Below are 20,981 nucleotides of genomic sequence, written 5' to 3' on the forward strand. Positions count from 1 at the left end.
TGCGCGTGATCGACGGTGTCGCTCGATAGCCTCGCTAGCATGGCCACCGGTACGTCTAAAGGCGCCTCAGGCAAGACTCCCGCCAAGGGGTCGGGCCGGTCCGGGTCCTCCGCGCCCCGCACGGCTCCCGTCAGGCGGGCCGCCACCACCCGGGCGAAGCCCGCCCCGCGTTCCAGAAGACCCCCGGGCCCCCAGCACGACCCGCTCGGCTGGGTGTTCACCATGATCGGCAAGCTGTTCATGGGGGTCTGGATGCTGCTGGCGGGCGGCATCGGCACCGCGGCGCGCGCCCTCGGGCAGAACGCCAGGGAGCTCGACCCGGTGCACCGCCGTGACGGGCTCGGCCTGGCGGTGTTCTCCGGGGCCGTCGCGCTGGCCGCCATCCTCTGGCGGGACACGACGGGCACGGTCTCCCAGGTGGTCAACGGGGTGATGCGCGGGACCTTCGGGTCTCTGGCCTGGCTGATCCCCATCCTGCTCGCGCTGCTGGCCTGGCGGCTGCTGCGCCACCCCGACCAGAACGCCGACACGGGCCGGATGGGCATCGGGTGGTCGGCCCTCATGATCGGCCTGCTCGGCGTCGTGCACGTGGTGCACGACACGCCGTATCCGTCGGGAGGACCAACCGACGGGATGGACAAGGTCTCGGACGCCGGAGGCATGGTCGGCTTCATCGTCTCTGCGCCGCCCGCGAGCATCCTGCCTGCCTTCGTGACGATCCCGCTGCTGCTGATCCTGTCCGGGTTCGGCGTCCTGGTGATCACCGCGACACCGGTCCACCGGGTCCCCGAGCGGCTGGCCGAGATCAGGCACATGCTCTTCGACCGGGAGGCGCCCCCCAAGGCCAGGCCCGCCAGGAAGCCCGCGCGCAAGCGTCCCGCCGAGGAGCGTGAGGGCGGCGAGACCGTCAAGCCGTACGACACGCCGGTCGTCACCGAGACGCGGGCGGGGACCGGGCAGGACCACTCCCCGGAGATCGTCCCCGGGCTCACCGAGGAGCAGCCGGAGGAGGAGGCCGTCGCCGCCACCAGGCCGGAGCCGCCTGCCCCGACCCCGGCGCCGCGCAAGGTCGAGCAGCTCGTCCTGTCGCCGCAGGCGGGCCCCTACACGCTGCCGGACATCCAGCTCCTGCGCCCGGGCAGCGCTCCCAAACCGCAGACCAAGGCCAACACCGTCGTGGTCAACGCGCTGACCAGCGTGATGGAGCAGTTCTCCATCGACGCCCAGGTGATCGGGTTCACCCGGGGGCCGACGGTGACGCGCTACGAGATCGAGCTGGGCCCCGCGGTCAAGGTCGAGAAGGTGACCGCCCTCACCAGGAACATCGCCTACGCCGTCAAGTCCGCCGACGTACGCATCCTGTCGCCCATCCCCGGCAAGTCGGCGATCGGCGTGGAGATCCCCAACACCGACAAGGACCTGGTCTCCCTCGGCGACATCCTGCGCTCGCAGGTGGCCCAGGCCGACCACCACCCGATGATCGTCGGCCTGGGCAAGGACGTCGAGGGCCGCACCATCGTGGCCAACCTCGCCAAGATGCCGCACCTGCTCATCGCGGGCGCGACCGGCGCGGGCAAGTCGGTCTGCGTCAACGGCCTGATCTCCTCGATCCTGATGCGCGCCACGCCCGACGAGGTGCGGATGGTGCTGGTCGACCCCAAACGGGTCGAGCTGAGTGTCTACGAGGGCATCCCGCACCTGATCACGCCGATCATCACCAACCCCAAGAAGGCGGCCGAGGCCCTGGAGTGGGTGGTGGGTGAGATGGACCGCCGCTACGACGACCTGGCCGCCAGTGGTTTCCGGCACGTCGACGACTTCAACAAGGCGGTGCGCACGGGCAAGCTCGTGCCGCCGCCGGGCAGCGAGCGTGTCTACCAGCCCTACCCGTACCTCCTGGTGATCGTGGACGAGCTGGCCGACCTGATGATGGTCGCCCCGCGCGACGTCGAGGACTCCATCGTCCGCATCACCCAGCTCGCCCGCGCCGCGGGCATCCACCTGGTCATCGCGACCCAGCGGCCGAGCGTGGACGTGGTAACCGGCCTGATCAAGGCCAACGTGCCCTCCAGACTGGCCTTCGCCACCTCCTCGCTGGCCGACTCGCGCGTCATCCTGGACCAGCCGGGCGCCGAGAAGCTGGTCGGGCAGGGCGACGCGCTGTTCCTGCCGATGGGCGCGAGCAAGCCGATGCGGCTGCAGAACGCCTTCATCTCGGAGAAGGAGATCGGCGACGTCGTCGCGCACTGCAAGGAGCAGATGCAGGTCGAGTACCGCGACGACGTGGCCGCCTCGGCGACCGCCAAGAAGGAGATCGACGAGGACATCGGCGACGACCTCGACCTGCTGGTCCAGGCCGCGGAGCTGATCGTGACCACCCAGTTCGGCTCGACCTCGATGCTCCAGCGCAAGCTGCGGGTCGGCTTCGCCAAGGCGGGCCGTCTGATGGACCTGCTGGAGAGCAGGAACGTCGTGGGGCCGAGCGAGGGCTCCAAGGCACGCGAGGTCATGGTCAAGCCCGACGAACTGCCCGGGCTCCTGGCCGACCTGCGGGGTCAATGACGCCCCCGACGTACGGGAGCAGCCCGATTACTGGTTGAATAGGACTCACTACGCAGCGTCGGGTGCTTTGGGGGCGTGCGGCTATGAGCATTGGTAGTGGTTTGGCGCAGGCGCGCCGGTCGGCGGGGCTGACCGTGGCGGAGCTGAGCGCGCACACGCGCATTCGTGAGGCGTTGATCCACGCGATCGAGCGTGACGACTTCTCCCAGTGCGGAGGGGACTTCTACGCGCGGGGCCACGTCCGGAACATGGCCAAGGCCCTCGGGCTCGATCCGGAGGCCGTGGTGCACGAGTACGACGAGCTGCACGGGGGCGTGCCGCTGCCGGTCAGGGCCGCCAGCGTGTTCCAGGCCGACACGCCCATCAAGATCCGTGAGAGCCGCTCGCCCAACTGGACCATGGCCATGGGTGTCGCGCTGGCCATCGTGGTGGTCTTCGGCGTGGTCAAGACCATGGGCGGGCGGGGGGAGACGCCGACGGCCGAGGTGCGGCCCGCCGTGCCCGCGCACTCCGAGGCGGGCAGGGCGTTCGACACGCCCGGGCCGACACGCAGGCCCAACTCGCTGGCCGCGGGCACGGTGAGCGGGCCCGTGGTCCTCAAGATCAGCGCGAAGCGCTCCTCGTGGCTCGACGTGAAGGACGTCAGTGGCAAAAAACTCTTCTCCGGCACGCTGGAGGCGGGTAAAACCTCCGTCTGGCGGGCGGAGAAAGGGATGAAGGTCACTTTCAGCGACGGCGGGGCTGTCTCGTTGCAGCTCAACGGCAAGAACCTCGGCGCTCCCGGGCGCCGTGGGCAGGTCGTCAACCGCTCCTACGGCCTGCGGGACTCCACACCGAGCTGACCCGGGGCCATCTGGGAACGGGGGAGGTGCATCGGTGGCCGTCAACTCCCGATACCGTAGTGTCCACCATGTCATCCCGCCGAACCGCATCGCTGATCACGCTGGGCTGCGCGCGCAACGAGGTCGACTCAGAAGAGCTCGCCGCGCGTCTTGAGGCTGCCGGTTGGCAGGTGGGCGACGACGACCCCGAGGTCATCGTCGTCAACACCTGCGGCTTCATCGACTCAGCGAAAAAGGACTCCATCGACACCCTGCTCGCCGCGGCCGACTCCGGGGCCAAGGTGGTCGCCGCGGGCTGCATGGCCGAAAGGTACGGTGACCAGCTCGCCGACGCCCTGCCCGAGGCCGCGGCCGTCATCTCCTTCGACGACTACACCCAGATCGGCGCACGTCTCGACGACGTGCTCGCCGGCAAGTCGCTCGTCCCGCACAGTCCGCGTGACCGCAGGACCCTGCTGCCGATCTCCCCGGTCGAGCGCGCCTCGGCCCCCAAGACCAACATCCCCGGCCATGGAGAGCTGCCCGAGGGGCTGGCCCCGGCCAGCGGCCCCAGGCCGCTGCGCAAGCGCCTGGGGGACGGCCCCGTCGCCTCGCTGAAGCTGGCCTCCGGGTGCGACAGGCGCTGCACGTTCTGCGCCATCCCCGCCTTCCGCGGCGCCTACGTCTCACGTGATCCCGCCGAGCTCATCGGTGAGGCCGCGTGGCTGGCGGGTGAGGGCGTCAAGGAGCTCGTGCTGGTCAGCGAGAACTCCACCTCCTACGGCAAGGACCTGGGCGACCTGCGGGCGCTGGAGAAGCTGCTGCCCTCCCTGGCGGCCGTCGAGGGCGTCGAGCGGGTGCGGGTCAGCTACCTGCAGCCCGCCGAGCTACGTCCCGGCCTGCTGGAGGTGATCTCCTCGACCGAGGGCATCGCCCCCTACTTCGACCTGTCCTTCCAGCACGCCAGCGGCTCCGTGCTGCGGCGGATGCGCCGTTTCGGTGACCCGAGGCGCTTCCTCGACCTGCTGGAGATGATCAGGGCCAAGGCTCCCGAGGCCGGAGTCCGCTCCAACTTCATCGTGGGCTTCCCCGGCGAGACCGAGGAGGAGTTCGGCGAGCTCGTCTCCTTTCTTGAGCTGGCCAGGCTCGACGTGATCGGCGTCTTCGGCTACTCCGACGAGGAGGGCACCGAGGCGGCCTCGCTGCCGGGCAAGCTGGAGCAGGAGGTCATCGACGCACGGGTGGCCACACTGACCGAGCTGGCCGACGAGCTCATGGCCCAGCGGGCCGAGGAGCGCATCGGCACCGAGGTCGACATCCTCATCGAGGAGGATCTCGGCGACGGCGGCTACGAGGGACGCGCGGCGCACCAGGGCCCCGAGGTGGACGGGTCCGTCACGGTCCAGGGCATCGGCCTGGTGCCCGGGCAGATCGTCAGGGCCGTCGTGGTCGACTCAGAGGGAGTGGACCTGATCGCCCGCATCAAGGCCGCGCCGTGAGCGCGCCACCGGGCCGGGGGACCGTATGACCAATTCGCCAGAGACCGGTACCGGCACGACGCCGGCGACCACGCGCCCGAAGGTGAGCGCGTGGAACATCGCCAATGTCGTGACGGTGATACGTCTGGCGATGGTCCCCTTCTTCGCGGCCTGCCTGTTCCTGCCCGGCGCGGGCTGGCGGGTCACCGCGCTGGTGGTCTTCCTGGTCGCCTCGCTGACGGACCTGCTCGACGGCGAGCTGGCCCGGCGTTACGGCCTGATCACCGACTTCGGCAAGATCGCCGACCCGATCGCGGACAAGGCGCTGATCGGCGCGGCGCTCATCAGTCTCTCGCTGCTCGACGAGCTGCCCTGGTGGGTCACGATCGTGATCCTCGGCAGGGAGCTCGGCATCACCCTGATGCGATTCGCGGTCATCAGGCACGGTGTGATCCCCGCCAGCTACGGGGGCAAGGTCAAGACCGTCCTGCAGATCGCCGCGATCGTCTCCTACATGTGGCCCGGGGTCCCCGAGCCGGTCCGTCTGGTCGTCATGGGCGCGGCCGTCGTCGTGACGGTGGGCACCGGCCTCGACTACGTGATCCGCGCGGTCAGGCTGCGGCAGGTGGCCAGGAAGGCGCGGGGCGAATGAGTCACCGTCTGCTCGCCGCGACCAGCGTGCTGTCCCTTCTCATCCGCAGAGGGGAGACGGTCGCGGTCGCCGAGTCGATGACCGCGGGGCTGATCGGCGCGGTCCTCACCGCCCCTCCGGGGGCCTCGACGGCCTTCGTCGGGGGTGTGCTGTCCTACGCGACCGAGCTCAAGCACCGGTTGCTCGGCGTTCCCGCCGACCTGCTCGACCGGGAGGGGGCGGTCCATCCGGACGTCGCGGCCGCGATGGCCGAGGGCGTCCGTGAACTCACCGGCGCCTCGTACGGCCTGGCCGTGACCGGTGTCGCCGGTCCCGAGCCGCAGGACGGCAAACCGGTCGGCACCGTGCACCTGGCTGTTAGTGGTCCTGATGGGCGGGTATGGCACCGGGATCTCCACCTCGCAGGCGCCCGTGAGGAAATTCGCCAATCGACAGTCAAGGAGGCCGTAGACCTGCTTTTAGGTGTGCTGGAGTCGAACTTGGGGGAACATTCCGGGTGATTACCGCGTTACGTCCCCAGCGAACATGCTCACCACGGTCTGCCGCAGGGTTGGTGGATACAGGTACGGTGGAGCTGTGAGTGAGGTAAAGGTCAAGCGATGATGACGGCGAGGAGTATGTACGAAGGGTCGCGTTCGAAGAACGGGCGGCACGAACCGATCGCGCGGAGTGTCGTGAAGGCGCCCGCGCCGGGGAGGGAGCGACAGATGGTCCTGCTGCGTCAGCTGCTCGGTGACGTGCTGCGGCGGCTGCGGGTGCGGCAGAGTCGCACCTTGCGTGAGGTGTCCACACTGGCTCGTGTTTCTCTCGGATATCTGTCCGAGGTGGAGCGTGGCCAGAAGGAGGCCTCCTCCGAATTGCTCGCGTCGATCTGCGGTGCCCTCGGTGTGCCGCTCTCACAGGTGCTGCGTGAGGTCTCAGACCAGTTCGCGCTGGCCGAGCTTCAGCACGCCCCGGTGCTCGCCGGTGACGTGCCCGAGCGTGAACGCCTGCCGATCGCCGAGACCGTGGTCTCCGGCGCTCTTCCGGATTCCGTCTTTCCCGAAGTCAACGACATGGTCGCTGCCTAACCGGTCACTCGTTCCGGCTGGCAGTGACGACACCAGACGATCAGCCGTTCCTGCGGCCCTCTCCCCATCTCACCGCGACTGATCCGGTCCCCACAGCGCAGGCAGGCCCGTCCGGCCCTGCCGTAGACCCAGGTGTCCCGGCCGGGGCGTGCGTCTCCTGTCGTCACCCTGTTGGGACGCTCCCTGTTCGCGTGCAGTAGCCGCTGCGCGATTCTCACCACCTTGTCCAGGTCCTCGACCGCGCCGACGGGCCGCCACGGCCACAGACCGGCCAGGAACAGCGTCTCGGCCCGGTAGATGGTCCCGATTCCCGCAAGGTTGCGCTGATCCAGCAGCGCCTCTCCGATCGTCGTCTCCGGGACGGCGGACAGCCGCCGTACGGCCTCGCCCGGATCCCAGTCCGCCCCGAGCAGGTCGGGGCCGAGATGCCCGACGACTCTCGCCTCGTGCCCGGTGGGCAGCAGATCGACCATGCCCAGCCGTACGCCTGTGGCCTGCCACTCCTCGTTGGCCAGCAGCAGGCGCACGACGTCTCCCGGGGGCGTGCCCCGTCCCGGTCTGGAGATCCGCCAGCTTCCCTCCATCCGCAGATGGGTGTGCACGGTCAGACCGCCCTCGACCCGGGTGAGCAGGTGCTTGCCCCGGGACCGGGTCTCCAGGACGGCCCGGCCGGTCAGATCCGCGGTCGCGTGGGCGGGCACGCGGAAGTCGGAGCGGGTGAGCACCCGTCCGTCGAGCGCGAGGCCGAGCCGTTTCGCGGTGAGGTGGACGACGTCACCCTCGGGCACGGCGGTCTCCCGGATGGTGCCCCGGCCGGTGCCGGCGACTCAGTCCCACGCCGAGGGGTCGGCGGCGAGCTGGCGGACCCGTTCGGGGAGCACACCGGTGGCCACGCTGTCGAGCGTGACCTCCTCCAGGATGGCCCGTTCACTGGCCCGCAGCGCGATCCAGACCTGCTGCAGCGCCTCGGCGGGGCCCCGGTAGCCGACGTGCTCGGGGCGCTCGCCCCGCACGTTGGCCAGCGGCCCGTCAACGGCGCGGATCACGTCCGCCAGGGTGATCTCAGAGGCGGCGCGAGCCAGCACGTAGCCGCCCTCGGGCCCTCTCTGACCCCGGACCAGACCGGCTCGCCGCATCTGCAGGAGGATGTTCTCTAGGTATTTGGGCGGCATGTCCTGCTCCTTGGCCAGCTCACCCACGGTGGTAGGTCCGTCACCCGCAGCGGCGAGTTCGGCGGCGGCACGTAGGGCATAGTCGACACGAGCGGATAGACGCATGTAATCGATTATCCCGCCTGCTATTGACTGCTTACGCGCGAGGTGGCGGAAAAAACGAACTCACGTCCGCAGCCTTCGGTGACGACAGGGGCTCGCAGCCACGCCTCCGCCGGCGCGGGCTGGTGGATCACGTAGTGGTGAGGGGCGATCGCGGAGGTGCGTCCCGGGAGCAGGGCCATGCACGCGGCGTGGGCCTCCTGGGGGGTTCCTCCGGAGACATGGCAGGTCAGACGTCCGTCCGCGTCGTGGGTCACCAGGTGTGGGCGATCTCCGAGGGCCGCGTCGACCAGCCGTTCCACGGCCTCCAGGTTCACCCAGCACGAGTCGGTGTGGACCCAGCCCGGGCCGTACTCGACGGGCGGGACCCCGCACAGGTCCGCCACCTCCGGCAGCGGGACCACCCGCCCCGCCGCCTCGATCAGCAGTCTGACCAGGCCGGTGCCGAAGCTCTCCGCCTCGGCGCGGGACATGACGCGGGGGTCGATCCAGAACGTCAGGTCGACCTCGTCCTCAAGGCGGTTGGTCCACAGCGCCAGGTGCGCGGGGAAGGAGGCCTCGGGCAGCCACCGGCACTCGATGTCCTCCGCCGGGGGAGGCTCCCGCTCGGCCAGGGCGACCCCGCTCATGTCGCTGAAGACGCAGTCACGGGCGAAGTCGATCCCCCGCTCGGTGTTGACGGCCCCGATCAGGTTCCAGAGCGCGATCGAGTCGAACCTGGTGTGCTGGTAGCCGGTGAGGGAGGCGGTGCGGAAGCGGCGGACGGCCTCGTCGAAGGTGGGGACCTCCAGATCGGCGGTGATCAGCGCGTCCTGGGCGATCGGGCCGACGTAGTCACGCACCTCGGGGCGGATCCTGTTGCTGGTCAGCGAGGCGATCACGCAGGTCCGCTGGACGGTCCGCGCCCCGATCAGCGTCCCGAGCGCGGCGAGGGTGACCACGGACCTGCTGGCTCCCGTACGGCGCGCCACGGCGCCGAGCGCCTCGGCCGCGACGGTGGAGCGGACCCGCAGCCGGGGCCGGAGCGCCTCGGGGTCGGCGGTCTCGTCGACGGCGAACATCGACTGGGGCACCCGGCCGAGCTGGGTGCCCCAGTGCCGCAGGGCGGCGGCGGTGCGCAGCCGGGTGGGCGGGGCCTTCTCCTCCAGGGCCAGGTCGAGCGGCTGGGTCGGGCACGGCTCGGGCACGGCCTCGCCTCTGATCAGCCGTTCCCAGTCGCGCATCACGGTGGCCAGGCCGACCTCGTCGACCGAGGTGTGCGTCAGCACGAAGACCATCCTGAGGGGGACGTCCCCCTCGGTGATCACCGCGACCCGGATCGGCAGCTCGTTCTCCACGTCGAACCGGGCGCCCTGCAGGCGCAGGCCGACCTCCTCGGCCAGCCGGTCGACGGCGTCCGGCTCCGCCTCGTCCTCGACGACGTGGACCTCGACGGGCAGGGTGCCGGACCCGGAGACCAGCTGGGTGTCCCCGCGGATCGTGGCCCGCAGACTCTCGTGCCTGGCCAGCAGCAGCCCGATCGCCTCGACGACGGAGGCCAGGGTCGTCCTGTGGGGAAGGGGCGTGGTCTCACGGAAGTTCATGTGCAGAGGGGGGTCACGCAGCACGCAGCGGGCCATGTTCGCCTGGCCCATCGTGACGGGGCCGTGCCGGGTCGGTCGTCCCGCGTAGCAGGCCGAGATCCTGATGACGGTTTCCATGTCGAGACCTGCCTCGCCACACGCCGCAAGAGTCTTACTGAAAAGAATCTTTACCATTTCCCGTTTCCCGGAGTGTTCCACGCGACGGGCGGGCGTCGCAAGCCCTGATTTCACGGCGATCCCGTGCTGTGAGGGGGCGGTGGAGGCGGGTAAGTCCGGGGAAGGAGGGGGAAGGACATGCCGGAAGAGGCCCTCCTGGCCTCCCCGCACCCCCCTTCGGGGCTAAACTATCAGGAAGCTTTATTAATGAATAGAACCGCTATTCTTACCTGAATGTAATTGCGACGGGGAAACGGCGAACAAGAGAGCATGCGTATGGAGCGACGTCCTGGCGTGCCCAGGCTGCTGAGGGAGATCAACGACCGGGCCGCCCTGGAGCTGTTGCTGGATTCGGGACCGCTGACGCGGGGCCAGATCGGAGAGCTCACCGGCCTTTCCAAGGTGACGGCGTCCCAGACGCTCGCGCGCCTTGAGGAGCGCGGTCTGGTCGAGGTGGCAGGGGAGCAGGCGGGAGGAAGAGGGCCAAATGCCGCGCTTTACGGCATCATTCCCTCCTCCGCTTATGTGGCGGGTCTGGATGTGGGCCCGGAATTCGTGACCACCGCCATCGCGGATATCCACGGGGACATCGTGGCCGAGGTGACGGTCGCGCCGAACGGGCACGACGACCCGGTGGCGCTGGTGCACAGCGCGGTCGTCAAGGCGTGCCGGTCGGCGAAGGTCGCCCTGTCCAAGCTGAGGGCGGTCGTGATCGGCACCCCGGGCGTCGTCGACCCCAGGACCGGGGACGTGCGTTTCTCCTTCGACCTGCCCGGCTGGCACGAGGGAATCCACGAGGCGCTCGCCCGTGACCTGCGGCGCGACGTCAGGATCGAGAACGACGTCAACCTCGTCGCGGTCGCCGAGCGCGCCCGTGGTGCGGCGCACGGGGCCGACGACTTCGTGCTGCTGTGGGTCGGCCGCGGCATCGGTCTCGGCGTCGTGCTCGGCGGCAGGCTGCACCGGGGCCTGTCCGGCAGCGCGGGTGAGATCGGCTACCTGCCGGTACCCGGCGTGCCGCTGGCCGAGGACATCCGGGCGGTGCCCGGACGGCTGCCCTCGCTGGCGGGTGGTCTGCAGTCGCTGGTCAGCGCGGAGGCGGTGATGGAACTCGCCGCGACCTACGGCTTCAGCGGCGAGAGCGCGACCGAGTGCGTGGCCGCCGCGGTCGGGGCGGGAGAGCGGGGGGAACCCCTGCTCGACGAGATCGCCGGGCGTCTGGCGCTGGGCGTGGCCTCGGTGTGCGTGGTGCTCGACCCCGGGCTCGTGGTGCTCGCCGGGGAGATCAGCCAGGCGGGCGGAGCCGTGCTCACCTCCAGGATCGAGGAGGCGGTCGCCAGGATCTGCCCGGTCCGCCCGCAGGTCGTGCCCAGTCAGGTGATCGGGAACCCGGTTCTGCGCGGGGCCGTCCTGGCCGCACTCGACCAGGCACGCGAGGAGATCTTCGCCTCCTGAGCCGCGCGCGGGGGGTGTTCCGGGATGCCGGAGCACCCCCCGCGCGTAATGGAACGTGCCATTTTCCCGACTTGCCGGTTTCTTCTTGATCGCCCGTTGCGGTGTGAGGAAGATCGTCTATGCTGGCGCGGAAATGTCATAAAACTGACATTCTTCCGTGATCGGGGAGCGAAGCACTATGACAGCCGTCATCGCCGTGCTGCATGCCGAGGACGTGGCACTTGAGTTCCTGTCCGTCCTGAGACGGCACGCGGAGGACGACATCGGGGTCGTCATCGGGCGCCCCGGCACCCGGGTGACCCTCCCCGGTGGCCTGTCGCTGCGGGAACGCCTGGAACTGCTCGCGCCGTTCGTCGAGCCGGGGGGCAACACCGCGGCCCTGCCGGGACCCGAGGAGGTCGCGGGCCTGCTGGGTGAGGCGACGGGGGAGGTCTGGACCCACTCCCCGGCCGACCACCGCATCCGCAGGGCCAGGTTCGGCTGGATCGTCTCCAGGGCGCTGGCGGGCCGGGCCGTGACGTACTCGGTGGGGGACAACCTGTTCCTGCAGACGGTTCCCGGCCAGGTGGCGGGGCTCACCGGAGCCGAGGCCGCCGCGAAGATCGACTTCATCAACCGGCACGCGGGGGAGCTGCTGCGCAGCCGTGTGCCCGACCGGCTCGTCACCACCGACCGGGTGCCGGTGGTCGAACGCTTCTTCACCGTCGACACCGAGCGGGCGAACCGGCTCTACGCCCTCATCTCCAGCCTGGGGGAGGACGCGGCCGTCGCCGACGACCCGTGGGAGTTCGGGCGCTCGCCGTACGAGGCGGACCGGCTGGACGCCACGGCGGCCTGGATCGGCCGGTGGTGCTCGCCGGACGACGGGCCGCTGGTCGAGGTGGGGGCCTGCCAGGGTGAGCTGACCCGCAGGCTGGTCGGCAAGGGGTACGCCGTCCAGGCGACCGAGCCGAACGCCTCCTTCCTGGCCAGGCTGGGGGAACGGGACCTGGGGGCCGAGCTCTCCGCGGAGAGCCTGGAGGAGCTGGCCGCCGGGCGCTCCCGGCCCGCGGCGGCCTACCTGCTGATCGAGATGCTCTACTACGACCAGGACCTGACGCTGCTGGACGCCCTGCCGACCGACCGAATCCTGCTGGCGCTGGAGACCGAACGGCTCAACGACGTGGTCTGGCCCTGGCTCAGGGAACAGTCGGTCTGGCGGGTGGCCGAACGGGTCGAACTGGCCCCGCCGACCCTTGAGTTCGTCTGCGACGACCTGGCCTACCTGCGTAAGCGGGGCAGCCGGGGACTCGTGCTGACCAGGAACGGACAGGTGTGATGAGCTGGCGGACGATCGTGGTCTCCCCGCACTTCGACGACGCGGCCATGTCGGTCGCGGGAGTCCTCGCCAGGAGCGAGGGGCCCTCGGTGATCGTCACGGTGCTCGGCGGCGCCGCGGCGGAGCGGGAGTCGTCCTGGGACCGGCTGTGCGGGTTCGCCTCCGCGGAGGAGACGGCCCGTGAACGGCTGGCGGAGGACGCCAGGGCGTGTGAGGTCCTCGGCGCCGAGCAGGTGGCGCTCGACTATCCCGACGTGCCCGCGCAGGCGCTGAGACTGGACGGGCTGGCGGACTTCCTGACCGCCGGCGTCACACCGGACACCCGGGTGCTGGTCCCGATGGGCATCGGCAACGCCGACCACGAGACCGTCCGTGACCGGGCGCTCGACGCGCTGAGCGGGCTCGGGGCGGGGGAGGTCCTGGCCTACGCGGACCTGCCTTACGCCTCGGCGGTCCGCGAGTGGGGCACTCCGGAGGCCGCGCGGGCCCTGGCGGAGCGGCAGCCGGTGCTGACGCTGGCCGGGCGGCACCGGCTGCGTCCCGAGCCGCCGGTACGGCTCGACGAGCGGGAGTGGGCGCTCAAACGGCGCGCCGTCCTGTCCTACGCCTCGCAGATCGCGCCCCTGGCCTGCGAGTACGGGGAGTTCGTCGCGATGCCGGGGCCGCTGCAGCACGAACTTCTGTGGGCCCTCGAAAGCGAGTCCGCCGCGAGTCCGGCGTGATGTTCGCGGTGAACTCACGCCGGACTCGCGGCGGGCTCACAGGGTTCCGTACGGCCCGCGCGCTCAGGCCGGGGTCAGGTCCGTCACGGCGGTCCTGCCCGTGAGCAGCTCGGCCACGGCCTGGCCCGAGGCGGTCGTCGCGCCGTGGGTGGTGATGTGCGTGCCCCCCGGCGTCAGCGGGCCGGGCAGGCCCATCTCGACCACGATCGCGTCGGGCCGTCCGGCCAGCAGGGTGTCGAGGCCGGCCGAGACCCAGGTGTGACGGTGCGCGTCGCGTACCACGACCACCAGGGGGCGTCCCTCGGCGGGCACCGGGAGCGGGTCCTCGGGGCCGAGCCGTACGCCGTCGGTGCCGGGGAGCAGCGCGGCCAGCGGCGCGGCCACGCCCCACGGGGTGACCCGGTCGATGGCGATGTTGGTCTCGGAGACGAACTCGACCACCTGCGGGGCCGTGACGAGAGGGAACCCCTCACCGCGGACCCGCAGGGCGCGCCTGGCCGCGGCGAGGCCGGAGGGGTCGGCTTCGGTGCCTCCGGTGACCCAGGTCGCCCGGCGCTGTTCGGCCGACCACGCGGCCAGGCGGCGCACCCGCTCCGCGGCCTCGGCCAGGCGCTCCTCGGGAAGCGTGCCGTCGATCACCGCGGCCATGATGGCGTTGCGCATGAAACCGACGACGCCCGCGCCCTTGCGTTCGCCGCCGACACAGATGGCGTCGGCACCCGCGGCCAGGGCGCGCACCGCGGCGCCGGTCACGCCGTAGCGCTCGGCGACCGAGGGCATCTCGACGGCGTCGGTCACGATCAGGCCGTCGAAGCCGAGTTCCTCCCGCAGGAGCCCGACCAGCAGCCGGTGGCTCAGCGTCGCCGGGAGTTCGGCGTCGTAGGCGGGCACCAGCAGGTGACCGGTCATCACGGCCCGCACTCCCGCCTCGATGGCGGTCCGGTACGGCGGAAGCGTGGTCGCGGCGAGTTCCTCGACCGAGTAGGAGACCGTCGGCAGGTCGTTGTGGGAGTCGACGGCGGTCGCGCCGTGCCCGGGGAAGTGCTTGGCGCAGGCGGCGACCCCGGCGGCCTGCAGGCCGGTGACCCACGCCGCGGCGTGCCTGGCGACCAGCCACGGGTCGGAGCCGAAGGCGCGGGTGCCGACGACGGGGTTGTCCAGGTCGGAGTTGACGTCGATCACGGGGGCGTAGTTGAGGGTGACACCCGCCCGCGCCAGGTCGGCGCCGATCTCGCGGGCAACCCGCTCGGTCAGCTCGGGGTCGTCCACCGCGCCGAGGGCGAGGTTGCCGGGACGGGAACTGCCGGTGAGGGCCTCAAGCCGGGTGACGTCCCCGCCCTCCTCGTCGGTGGCGATCACCACGTCCGGGTTCTCCGCGCGCAGGGCGGCCGTCAGGGCTCTGATCTGGGGGCCGTCCACGAGGTTCCTGGAGTAGAGCGCGACCCCGCCGAGCCCGTCGGCGAGCCGTCTGCGCAGCCAGTCGGGCACCTCGGTCCCCACGAAGCCCGGCTGCAGCACGGTGTCCGCAAGCCTGGCCAGCTCGGGACTCGCGCCACTCAGGCCCCCGCGAACGCTCATAACGCCTCCGTTTTTTCAACATCGTCTTTTGCTTGTTTCAGACGTACCACATGTGTAGCATTCGGATTGCGTTAATAGACAGGAAACTTTACTAATTAAAGGTTTCCTGGCGGTCCCATGCCCGTGTCGCCCGCCCGAAGACAAGTCACCCATGAGGGAGACGGACCGGATGCCGCACACCCGGCTAATCGCGCCGGTCCCTCCGCACCGTCGCCTCCCACCGCCGTCATGTCCTCGGGCCGCGTCCCAGGACGAGCCACGGAACGTGCCCGTCCTCGCGGGATCCGGGCCACAAGAGCCGGTCAAAACCGAACCAGATGAGGAGTCCCCGTGACCGACCTGTTCTCCCCGGCCAAGGAAACCGATCCCTTAGGCCTGGAGGACCCGGTGACCGCCCAGATACGCGAGATCTGGCAGGAGGTGCTCCGTGTCGACGACATCGGTCCCGACGAGGACCTCTACGATCTCGGCGGCCACTCGCTGACCATCACCCAGATCATCGCCAGGACCCGTCGCAGACTCGGCGTCGAGGTCTCCCTGGACGTCTTCTTCGACAATCCCACCGTCGCCGGCATGGCCGAGGAGGTCACCCGGCTGCGGGGAGAGCAGGCGTGAACGCGCTTCCCTCCGCACGAGAGCTCTTCCCCGCGCCGGGGCTGTCTCCCGCGCAGGAACGCATGTGGTTCCTCGACCGGCTCTCCCCCGGCGACGGGGCCAACAACATGGTCGTCTGCGAGAGGCTGACCGGGCCGCTCGACACCGGGGCCCTGGAACGGGCGCTGAGTGAGATCGTCGCCAGGCACGAGGCGCTGCGCACCGTCTTCCCCGACCGGGAGGGCGTCCCGGAGGCCAGGGTGCTCGACCCGGAACCCGTGGTCGTCGAACACCTCACCCCGGTGGGCGAGCCGTCCCCGGAGACCCTCGCCGAACTCAGCAACCGGCCCTTCGACCTGGCCTCGGGGCCGCTGCTGCGCGCGGCCCTGGCCCGGGTCGGCCCCGAGGAGCACATCCTCCACCTGGTCGTGCACCACATCGCCGGGGACGCCTGGTCGATCGAGCAGATCCTCTATCCCGAACTGGCCGCTCTCTACTCGGCCTTCGCCTCGGGACGGCCGTCACCGCTGGCACCGCCACGGCGAGGCTACTCCGACCACGTGCGGGAGCGGCGCGAACGCCCGGCCGACGTCACGAGCCCGGCGAGGGAGCTCGACGGCGTCCCGGCGCTCGAACTGCCGACCGACAGGCCCCGCCCCGCCGTACGGACGACCGAGGGGGACCTGGTGATCCACCGGGTCCCGATCGGGCTGTGGCGGCGCGTCACCGAGCTGGCCAGGACCGAGCGGTGCACCCCGTTCATGGTGCTGCTGGCCGCATACCAGGTCCTGCTGTCCCGCTACAGCGGCCAGGAGGACTTCTGCGTCGGCACCCCCGTCGCCGGGCGTGACCGGGAGGAGGACGAGGAGGTCTTCGGGCTCTTCGTCAACACCCTGGCCCTGCGCGCCGACCTCGGGGGCGACCCGGCCTTCCGCGACCTCCTCAAACGCGTACGGCGCCGCGCCTTCACCATGTACGGCCACGCCGCGGTGCCGTTCGAGCGGCTGGTCGCCGAGCTGCGGCTGGGCGGGGACCCGGCCAGGACCCCGCTGGTCCAGACGTTGCTGACACTCGGCAACCCCGAGGCCGGCTCCCTCGAACTCGACGGGCTGCGCGTCGAGCCGGTGCTGTCCGGGCTGGTCTCGGCCAAGTTCGACCTGTCGCTGAACGTGGTCGTCTACCCCGAGCACCTGCAGCTCATGTTCGACTACAGCACGGCCCTGTACGACCGGGCGAGCGTCGAACGGATGGCCGTGCACCTGGAGACGCTGCTCGGCTCCGTCACCGCGACCCCGGGCGGCCGGTTGTCCGAGCTGGAGATCCTGCCGGAGGCCGAACGTGCGGCCCTGCTCGGCGAGCCTCCCGAGGAACTGGCCTGGGAGGAGGGCGCCCTCCTGCTGGACCACCTGGTCGCCAGGCAGGCCGCCCGCACCCCGGAGGCGCCCGCCGTCGTCACCGCGGAAGCGACGCTCACCTACGGCGACCTCGACCGGGCCGCCGACGCCGTCGCCGCCGGGTTGCGTCCCCTGCTGGATTCGGGGCCGGTCGAACCGAGGGTCGGGCTCGCCCTGACCGCGAGCCCCGAGGCGATCGTCGCGCTGCTCGGCGTCCTCAAGGCGGGGGCCGCGTACGTGCCGCTGGACCCGGCCCAGCCCGTGGAACGGCTGACCGCGCTGCTGCGGGACGCGGGCGTGGCCGCGGTGATCGCGGACGAGGCCGGGTTCGCCGGGTTCACCGGGCTCACCGGGGGGCCGGTCGTCACCCGCGCCGACCTCGCCGCCTGGACCTCCCGGGTCGCGCCGGCCAGAGAGCCGGCCAAGGAGCCGACCAGGGAGCCGGTCAGGGGCAGGCCCGTGCCCAGGCACCCGGACCAGGCCGCCTACGTGATCTACACCTCCGGTTCGACCGGGAGCCCCAAGGGGGTGGTCGTCGGGCACCGGACCCTGTCCCACCTGGCCAGGTCCTTCCGCGACCTGCACGGATTCGGGCCGGGGGAACGGGTGCTCGTGGTCCCGCCGCTCAGCTTCGACGCCTCGGCCGGGGACGTCTTCCCCGCGCTGATCAGCGGCGCCGCCCTGGTGCTGCACCCCGACCCCGCCTCGCTGACCGGGCCCGGCCTCGCCGAACTGTGCGACGACCTCTCGGTCACCATGGTCGACACCGCCTGCGCCCTGTGGCAGCAGTGGGTCGAGGAGCTGGACCGGGCGGGCCTGCGGCTGCGCGGGCCGCTCACCACGATGATGGTCGGCGGCGAGAGCGTCCCGGTCGCACGGCTGCGGACCTGGGCGGGGCTGACCGGGGGGCGGGTCGCCTTCCACAACCACTACGGGCCGACCGAGGCGACCGTCTGCGCCACCTCCTACCGCACGACGGACGGCGCCGAGGTGAACGCCCCTCACCTGCCGATCGGCACGGCGCTGGCGCACACCCGCGTCTACGTGCTCGACCGGCACGGCAACCCGGCCCCGACGGGTGTGCCCGGCGAGGTGCACATCGGCGGGGAGTGCCTGGCCCACGGCTACCTCGGCCGCCCCGGCCTGACCGCCGAGCGTTTCCTGCCCGACCCGTTCTCGCCCCGGGCGGGGGCCAGGATGTACGCCACCGGGGACCTGGCCAGATGGCTGCCCGGCGGCGACCTGGAGTTCCTCGGCAGGACCGACCGGCAGGTCAAGGTCAACGGCGTCAGGATCGAGCCCGGTGAGGTCGAGGCCGCCTGCCTGGCCCACCCAGGGGTCCGCGAGGCCGTCGTCGTCGCGAGAGAGGGGCGGCTGGTCGCCTACCTCGTCGGGGAACCGGTCGGCCTGGCGCGGCTGCGGGCCTTCCTGGCCTCCAGGCTGCCCGGCTCCATGCTGCCCGGGGTCGTCGTCATGCTGCCCGCGCTGCCGCTCACCCCGCACGGCAAGATCGACCACCGGGCGCTTCCGGAACCGGACACGCGCTCCGCGCCGCCGTACGAGGCGCCGAGGGAGGGCACGGAACGGGAGCTCGCCGCGATCTGGGCGGGGCTGCTCGGCGGAGAGCCGGGACGCGGGGACAACTTCTTCGACCTGGGCGGCACCTCGCTGCTCGTGCCCCGGGTCGTCTCCGGGATCTCGGCCAGGCTCGGGGCCACGGTGCCGATGAGCGAGGTGTTCACCGCCTCCGACCTGGCCGACCTGGCCGGAATCGTGGACGGCGGGCCCGCCGAGACCGTGGACCTGCGGGCGGAGGCGGTCCTGCCGCCGGATGTCGTCCCCGGCGGGCCGGTCGTCACGGGGCCGCCCCGGCGGGTGCTGCTCACCGGCGCGACCGGCTTCCTCGGCGCCCACCTGCTGGCCGAACTGCTGCGCCGTACCGAGGCGACCGTGCACTGCCTGGTCAGGGGGAGCGAGCCGGAGGAACGGCTGCGCGCGGGCCTGGAACGCTACGGGTTGTGGGAGGAGGACCTGGCCGGGCGGATCGTCGCCGAGCCCGGTGACCTCGGCGTCCCCGGCCTCGGCCTGCCCGGCGGGCGCTTCGCGGAACTGGCCGGGACGGCCGACCTCATCGTGCACAACGGGGCCGTGGTCAACTTCGCCTGGCCGTACCGGAGACTGCGGGCGGCCAACGTGGACGGCCTCGTCGAGGTGCTGCGCCTGGCCACGAGCGGCGGCAGGACCGTCCCGGTCCACCTGGTCTCGACCCTCGGCGTCCACCTGACCCCCGGCGAGCGCACGGTCAGGGAGAAGGACCCGCTGCCCGACCCGGAGCCGCTCACCCTCGGCTACGACCGGAGCAAGTGGGTCGCCGACCGGATCGCCGGGCTGGCGCGCCACGCCGGGCTGCCGGTCTCCGTCCACCGGCCCGCCAGGATCTCCGCCGACAGCGGGACGGGCACGGCCGCGCCGGACGACTTCCTCGGCCGGTTCTTCGAGACCTGCGCGCGCCTCGGCTCGGTGCCCGAAGGGGAACGGCTGGACATGGCGCCGGTCGACCACGTCGCGGCGGCGATCGTCCACCTGGCGCTGAGCGGGGCCGTCGGCGACTTCCACCACCACAACCCCGGCCTGCTGCGCCCCGCCGTGCTGGCGGAGGGACTGGCCGAGCGCGGCTTCCCCGTACGGCTCATGCCGAGCGAGGAGTGGCGCAGGCTCGCCCGTGACCGCGTCGCGGTCGGCGACGACCTGCCCATCGCCCTCTATCCGGCCTTCATCGCCGAGTACGGCGGGCAGGCCGGTCCCTCCTTCGACTGCTCGGCGACCGAGGAGATGCTCGCGCCCGCCGGGCTGGTCTGCCCGCCCGCCGACGCGGCGCTGCTCGGCCGTTACCTGGACCACTACGTGGCCTCAGGAGTGCTCGTGGGGGGCCGCCGTGACTGACGGTGTGGACGCCGGTGTGGACGACGGCGTGCGCAGGTTCGCCGTCATCTGGGCCGCGCAGCTGCTGTCGATCATCGGTTCGAGCCTGACCGGGTTCGTGCTCGGGGTCTGGGTGTACCAGCGCACCGGATCGGCGACCCAGTTCACGCTGATCATGCTCTGCGCGGTGCTGCCCGAGGTGCTGCTCTCGCAGCTCGCGGGCACGGCGGCCGACCGGCTCGACCGCAGGCGGCTGCTGATGGCGGCGGACGCCGGGGCGGCCGTGGTGACCGTGGCGCCGGCCGTGCTGCTGGCCACCGGCTCGCTGCAGGTCTGGCACGTCTACGTGGTCACCGCGGCGGGGGCCGTCTTCGGCACCTTCCACATGGCCGCCTACCACTCGATGATGCCGCTGATCATGCCGAGCAGGCACCTGGGCCGCGCCAACGGCCTGATGCAGGTCGCCGACGCGGTCAACATCGCGGCCCCGCTGCTGGCGGGCACGCTGCTGGTGACGGTGGGGATCACCGGCGTCGTGGTGGCCGACCTGGCGACCTTCCTGGTCACCATGGCCGTCATGTTCGCCGTACGGCTGCCGCCCGAGGTGACCCGGCCCGGCGCGGTCACCGCCCCGGAGCCGCTCCGCGGTGACCTGGCCTTCGGCTGGCGTCACCTGCGGGCCAGGCCGGGACTGCTCCTGCTGGTCGCGTTGCTGGCCGCGCACAACCTGCTCTTCGGCGCCGCGGGAGTGCTGGTCCAGCCGCTCATCCTGTCGTTCGGCTCCCCGGCCGTGCTGGGCGCGCTGATGTTCGCCGGAGGCGCGGGCGTCTTCGCCGGGGGACTGGTGCTGAGCGCCTGGGGCGGGCCCCGGCGCAGGGTGCGGGGCGTCGTGCTGTTCACGGCGCTCGGCGGGGTGCTGCTGGCCCTGCACAGCCTCGCGCCCTCGCCGTGGCTGATCGCGGTCGTGGCGCCCGCCTTCCTGTTCACGCTGCCGTTCGTGCAGGGCACGGCGATGACCGTGGTGCAGGCCAAGACGGAACCCGCCGCGCTCGGCCGGGTGCTCAGCACCGTGCGGACCCTCACCCAGACGGCGACGGTGCTCGCCTACCTGGCCGCGGGCCCCCTCGCCGACCGCGTCCTGGAACCCGCGATGGCTCCCGGAGGGGCGCTGGCGGGAGTCCTCGGCGGCGTGATCGGCACCGGCCCCGGCCGGGGGGTGGCGGCCGTCTTCCTCATCTCCGGCCTGGGCCTGCTGGTCCTGGCCCCGCTGCTCTACCTTCAGCCCCGCCTGCGCGGGGTCGAGGCCGAGCTTCCGGACGCGCGTCCGGAGCCCGACCCCACGCGGGCCGCCCAGACCGTGTGATCCGACAGGCGTCGTGTGCTCAGCGAGGAGCCACGCGCG

16 protein-coding genes are annotated in these 20,981 nt (G+C 71.6%); 12 read left to right on the forward strand and 4 right to left on the reverse strand.

Annotation, left to right across the window (positions count from 1 at the left end):
• Positions 1–39: 39 nt before the first annotated feature.
• The 6 genes from ACIBVQ_RS00480 to ACIBVQ_RS00505 all read left to right on the forward strand — a co-directional run bounded on the left by ACIBVQ_RS00480 (position 40) and on the right by ACIBVQ_RS00505 (position 6,583).
• Positions 40–2,562: a DNA translocase FtsK gene (locus ACIBVQ_RS00480; protein ID WP_399174742.1), complete on the forward strand. Its 2,523-nt coding sequence runs from the start codon at positions 40–42 to the stop codon at positions 2,560–2,562.
• Between the two features lie 83 nt (positions 2,563–2,645).
• Complete coding sequence (locus ACIBVQ_RS00485) at positions 2,646–3,404, forward strand: RodZ domain-containing protein (protein WP_352008479.1); 759 nt, start codon at positions 2,646–2,648, stop codon at positions 3,402–3,404.
• Positions 3,405–3,472: 68 nt separating this feature from the next.
• Positions 3,473–4,882 (forward strand): 30S ribosomal protein S12 methylthiotransferase RimO, encoded by a 1,410-nt coding sequence (gene rimO / locus ACIBVQ_RS00490; protein ID WP_352008480.1) that lies wholly within the window; start codon positions 3,473–3,475, stop codon positions 4,880–4,882.
• A gap of 25 nt (positions 4,883–4,907) precedes the next feature.
• On the forward strand, positions 4,908–5,513 hold the full coding sequence (pgsA, locus tag ACIBVQ_RS00495; protein ID WP_352008481.1) for a CDP-diacylglycerol--glycerol-3-phosphate 3-phosphatidyltransferase: 606 nt from the start codon (positions 4,908–4,910) through the stop codon (positions 5,511–5,513).
• Positions 5,510–6,013: a nicotinamide-nucleotide amidohydrolase family protein gene (locus ACIBVQ_RS00500; RefSeq protein ID WP_352008482.1), complete on the forward strand. Its 504-nt coding sequence runs from the start codon at positions 5,510–5,512 to the stop codon at positions 6,011–6,013. Before pgsA ends, ACIBVQ_RS00500 begins: the two co-directional genes overlap by 4 nt.
• A 207-nt stretch (positions 6,014–6,220) precedes the next feature.
• Complete coding sequence (locus ACIBVQ_RS00505; protein ID WP_352008483.1) at positions 6,221–6,583, forward strand: helix-turn-helix transcriptional regulator; 363 nt, start codon at positions 6,221–6,223, stop codon at positions 6,581–6,583.
• On the opposite strand, the gene ACIBVQ_RS00510 is transcribed toward ACIBVQ_RS00505, so the two are convergent.
• Genes ACIBVQ_RS00510 through ACIBVQ_RS00520 form a run of 3 tightly spaced genes read right to left on the reverse strand, consistent with a single transcriptional unit; the run spans position 6,580 to position 9,557 of the window.
• The gene (locus ACIBVQ_RS00510; RefSeq protein ID WP_399174746.1) at positions 6,580–7,371 is read right to left on the reverse strand and encodes a DNA-formamidopyrimidine glycosylase family protein; all 792 of its coding nucleotides are present in this window, start codon (positions 7,369–7,371) and stop codon (positions 6,580–6,582) included. The two genes, ACIBVQ_RS00505 and ACIBVQ_RS00510, sit on opposite strands and share 4 nt — an antisense overlap.
• Positions 7,372–7,410: 39 nt before the next feature.
• Positions 7,411–7,860 (reverse strand): Rrf2 family transcriptional regulator, encoded by a 450-nt coding sequence (locus tag ACIBVQ_RS00515; protein WP_184719254.1) that lies wholly within the window; start codon positions 7,858–7,860, stop codon positions 7,411–7,413.
• 20 nt (positions 7,861–7,880) lie between these two features.
• Complete coding sequence (locus tag ACIBVQ_RS00520; RefSeq protein ID WP_399174748.1) at positions 7,881–9,557, reverse strand: condensation domain-containing protein; 1,677 nt, start codon at positions 9,555–9,557, stop codon at positions 7,881–7,883.
• 315 nt (positions 9,558–9,872) lie between these two features.
• Between ACIBVQ_RS00520 and ACIBVQ_RS00525 the strand changes: the two genes are divergently transcribed.
• The 3 genes from ACIBVQ_RS00525 (at position 9,873) to ACIBVQ_RS00535 (ending at position 13,091) form a co-directional block, all read left to right on the forward strand.
• Positions 9,873–11,051 carry an ROK family transcriptional regulator gene (locus ACIBVQ_RS00525; RefSeq protein WP_352008486.1) on the forward strand — a complete coding sequence of 393 codons (1,179 nt, stop codon included), beginning with the start codon at positions 9,873–9,875 and terminating at the stop codon, positions 11,049–11,051.
• A 178-nt stretch (positions 11,052–11,229) separates the two neighbouring features.
• Positions 11,230–12,369: a hypothetical protein gene (locus ACIBVQ_RS00530; protein ID WP_399174750.1), complete on the forward strand. Its 1,140-nt coding sequence runs from the start codon at positions 11,230–11,232 to the stop codon at positions 12,367–12,369.
• Positions 12,369–13,091: a PIG-L deacetylase family protein gene (locus ACIBVQ_RS00535; protein WP_399174752.1), complete on the forward strand. Its 723-nt coding sequence runs from the start codon at positions 12,369–12,371 to the stop codon at positions 13,089–13,091. The genes ACIBVQ_RS00530 and ACIBVQ_RS00535 overlap by 1 nt, the downstream gene beginning before the upstream one ends.
• 63 nt (positions 13,092–13,154) lie before the next feature.
• On the opposite strand, the gene ACIBVQ_RS00540 is transcribed toward ACIBVQ_RS00535, so the two are convergent.
• On the reverse strand, positions 13,155–14,669 hold the full coding sequence (locus tag ACIBVQ_RS00540) for a glycoside hydrolase family 3 N-terminal domain-containing protein (protein ID WP_362774402.1): 1,515 nt from the start codon (positions 14,667–14,669) through the stop codon (positions 13,155–13,157).
• Positions 14,670–14,999: 330 nt separating this feature from the next.
• Here ACIBVQ_RS00540 and ACIBVQ_RS00545 point away from each other — a divergent pair, with 330 nt between their 5' ends.
• From ACIBVQ_RS00545 to ACIBVQ_RS00555, 3 genes are read left to right on the forward strand one after another with little or no spacing between them, the layout of a single operon-like run.
• Positions 15,000–15,284 (forward strand): phosphopantetheine-binding protein, encoded by a 285-nt coding sequence (locus ACIBVQ_RS00545; protein WP_362774405.1) that lies wholly within the window; start codon positions 15,000–15,002, stop codon positions 15,282–15,284.
• Complete coding sequence (locus tag ACIBVQ_RS00550; protein WP_399174754.1) at positions 15,281–19,600, forward strand: amino acid adenylation domain-containing protein; 4,320 nt, start codon at positions 15,281–15,283, stop codon at positions 19,598–19,600. Before ACIBVQ_RS00545 ends, ACIBVQ_RS00550 begins: the two co-directional genes overlap by 4 nt.
• Complete coding sequence (locus tag ACIBVQ_RS00555) at positions 19,593–20,942, forward strand: MFS transporter (RefSeq protein ID WP_399174756.1); 1,350 nt, start codon at positions 19,593–19,595, stop codon at positions 20,940–20,942. The genes ACIBVQ_RS00550 and ACIBVQ_RS00555 overlap by 8 nt, the downstream gene beginning before the upstream one ends.
• Positions 20,943–20,981 lie beyond the last annotated feature (39 nt).

The sequence above is a fragment of the Streptosporangium sp. NPDC049376 genome, assembly GCF_044466505.1.
Classification (GTDB): Bacteria; Actinomycetota; Actinomycetes; order Streptosporangiales; family Streptosporangiaceae; genus Streptosporangium.

Coding starts and splice junctions, on each gene's coding strand:
- ACIBVQ_RS00480 (WP_399174742.1), top strand. CDS start 40: ATGGCCACCGGTACGTCTAAAGGCGCCTCAGGCAAGACTCCCGCCAAG.
- ACIBVQ_RS00485 (WP_352008479.1), top strand. CDS start 2,646: ATGAGCATTGGTAGTGGTTTGGCGCAGGCGCGCCGGTCGGCGGGGCTG.
- rimO (WP_352008480.1), top strand. CDS start 3,473: ATGTCATCCCGCCGAACCGCATCGCTGATCACGCTGGGCTGCGCGCGC.
- pgsA (WP_352008481.1), top strand. CDS start 4,908: ATGACCAATTCGCCAGAGACCGGTACCGGCACGACGCCGGCGACCACG.
- ACIBVQ_RS00500 (WP_352008482.1), top strand. CDS start 5,510: ATGAGTCACCGTCTGCTCGCCGCGACCAGCGTGCTGTCCCTTCTCATC.
- ACIBVQ_RS00505 (WP_352008483.1), top strand. CDS start 6,221: ATGGTCCTGCTGCGTCAGCTGCTCGGTGACGTGCTGCGGCGGCTGCGG.
- ACIBVQ_RS00515 (WP_184719254.1), bottom strand. CDS start 7,860: ATGCGTCTATCCGCTCGTGTCGACTATGCCCTACGTGCCGCCGCCGAA.
- ACIBVQ_RS00520 (WP_399174748.1), bottom strand. CDS start 9,557: ATGGAAACCGTCATCAGGATCTCGGCCTGCTACGCGGGACGACCGACC.
- ACIBVQ_RS00525 (WP_352008486.1), top strand. CDS start 9,873: ATGGAGCGACGTCCTGGCGTGCCCAGGCTGCTGAGGGAGATCAACGAC.
- ACIBVQ_RS00530 (WP_399174750.1), top strand. CDS start 11,230: ATGACAGCCGTCATCGCCGTGCTGCATGCCGAGGACGTGGCACTTGAG.
- ACIBVQ_RS00535 (WP_399174752.1), top strand. CDS start 12,369: ATGAGCTGGCGGACGATCGTGGTCTCCCCGCACTTCGACGACGCGGCC.
- ACIBVQ_RS00540 (WP_362774402.1), bottom strand. CDS start 14,669: ATGAGCGTTCGCGGGGGCCTGAGTGGCGCGAGTCCCGAGCTGGCCAGG.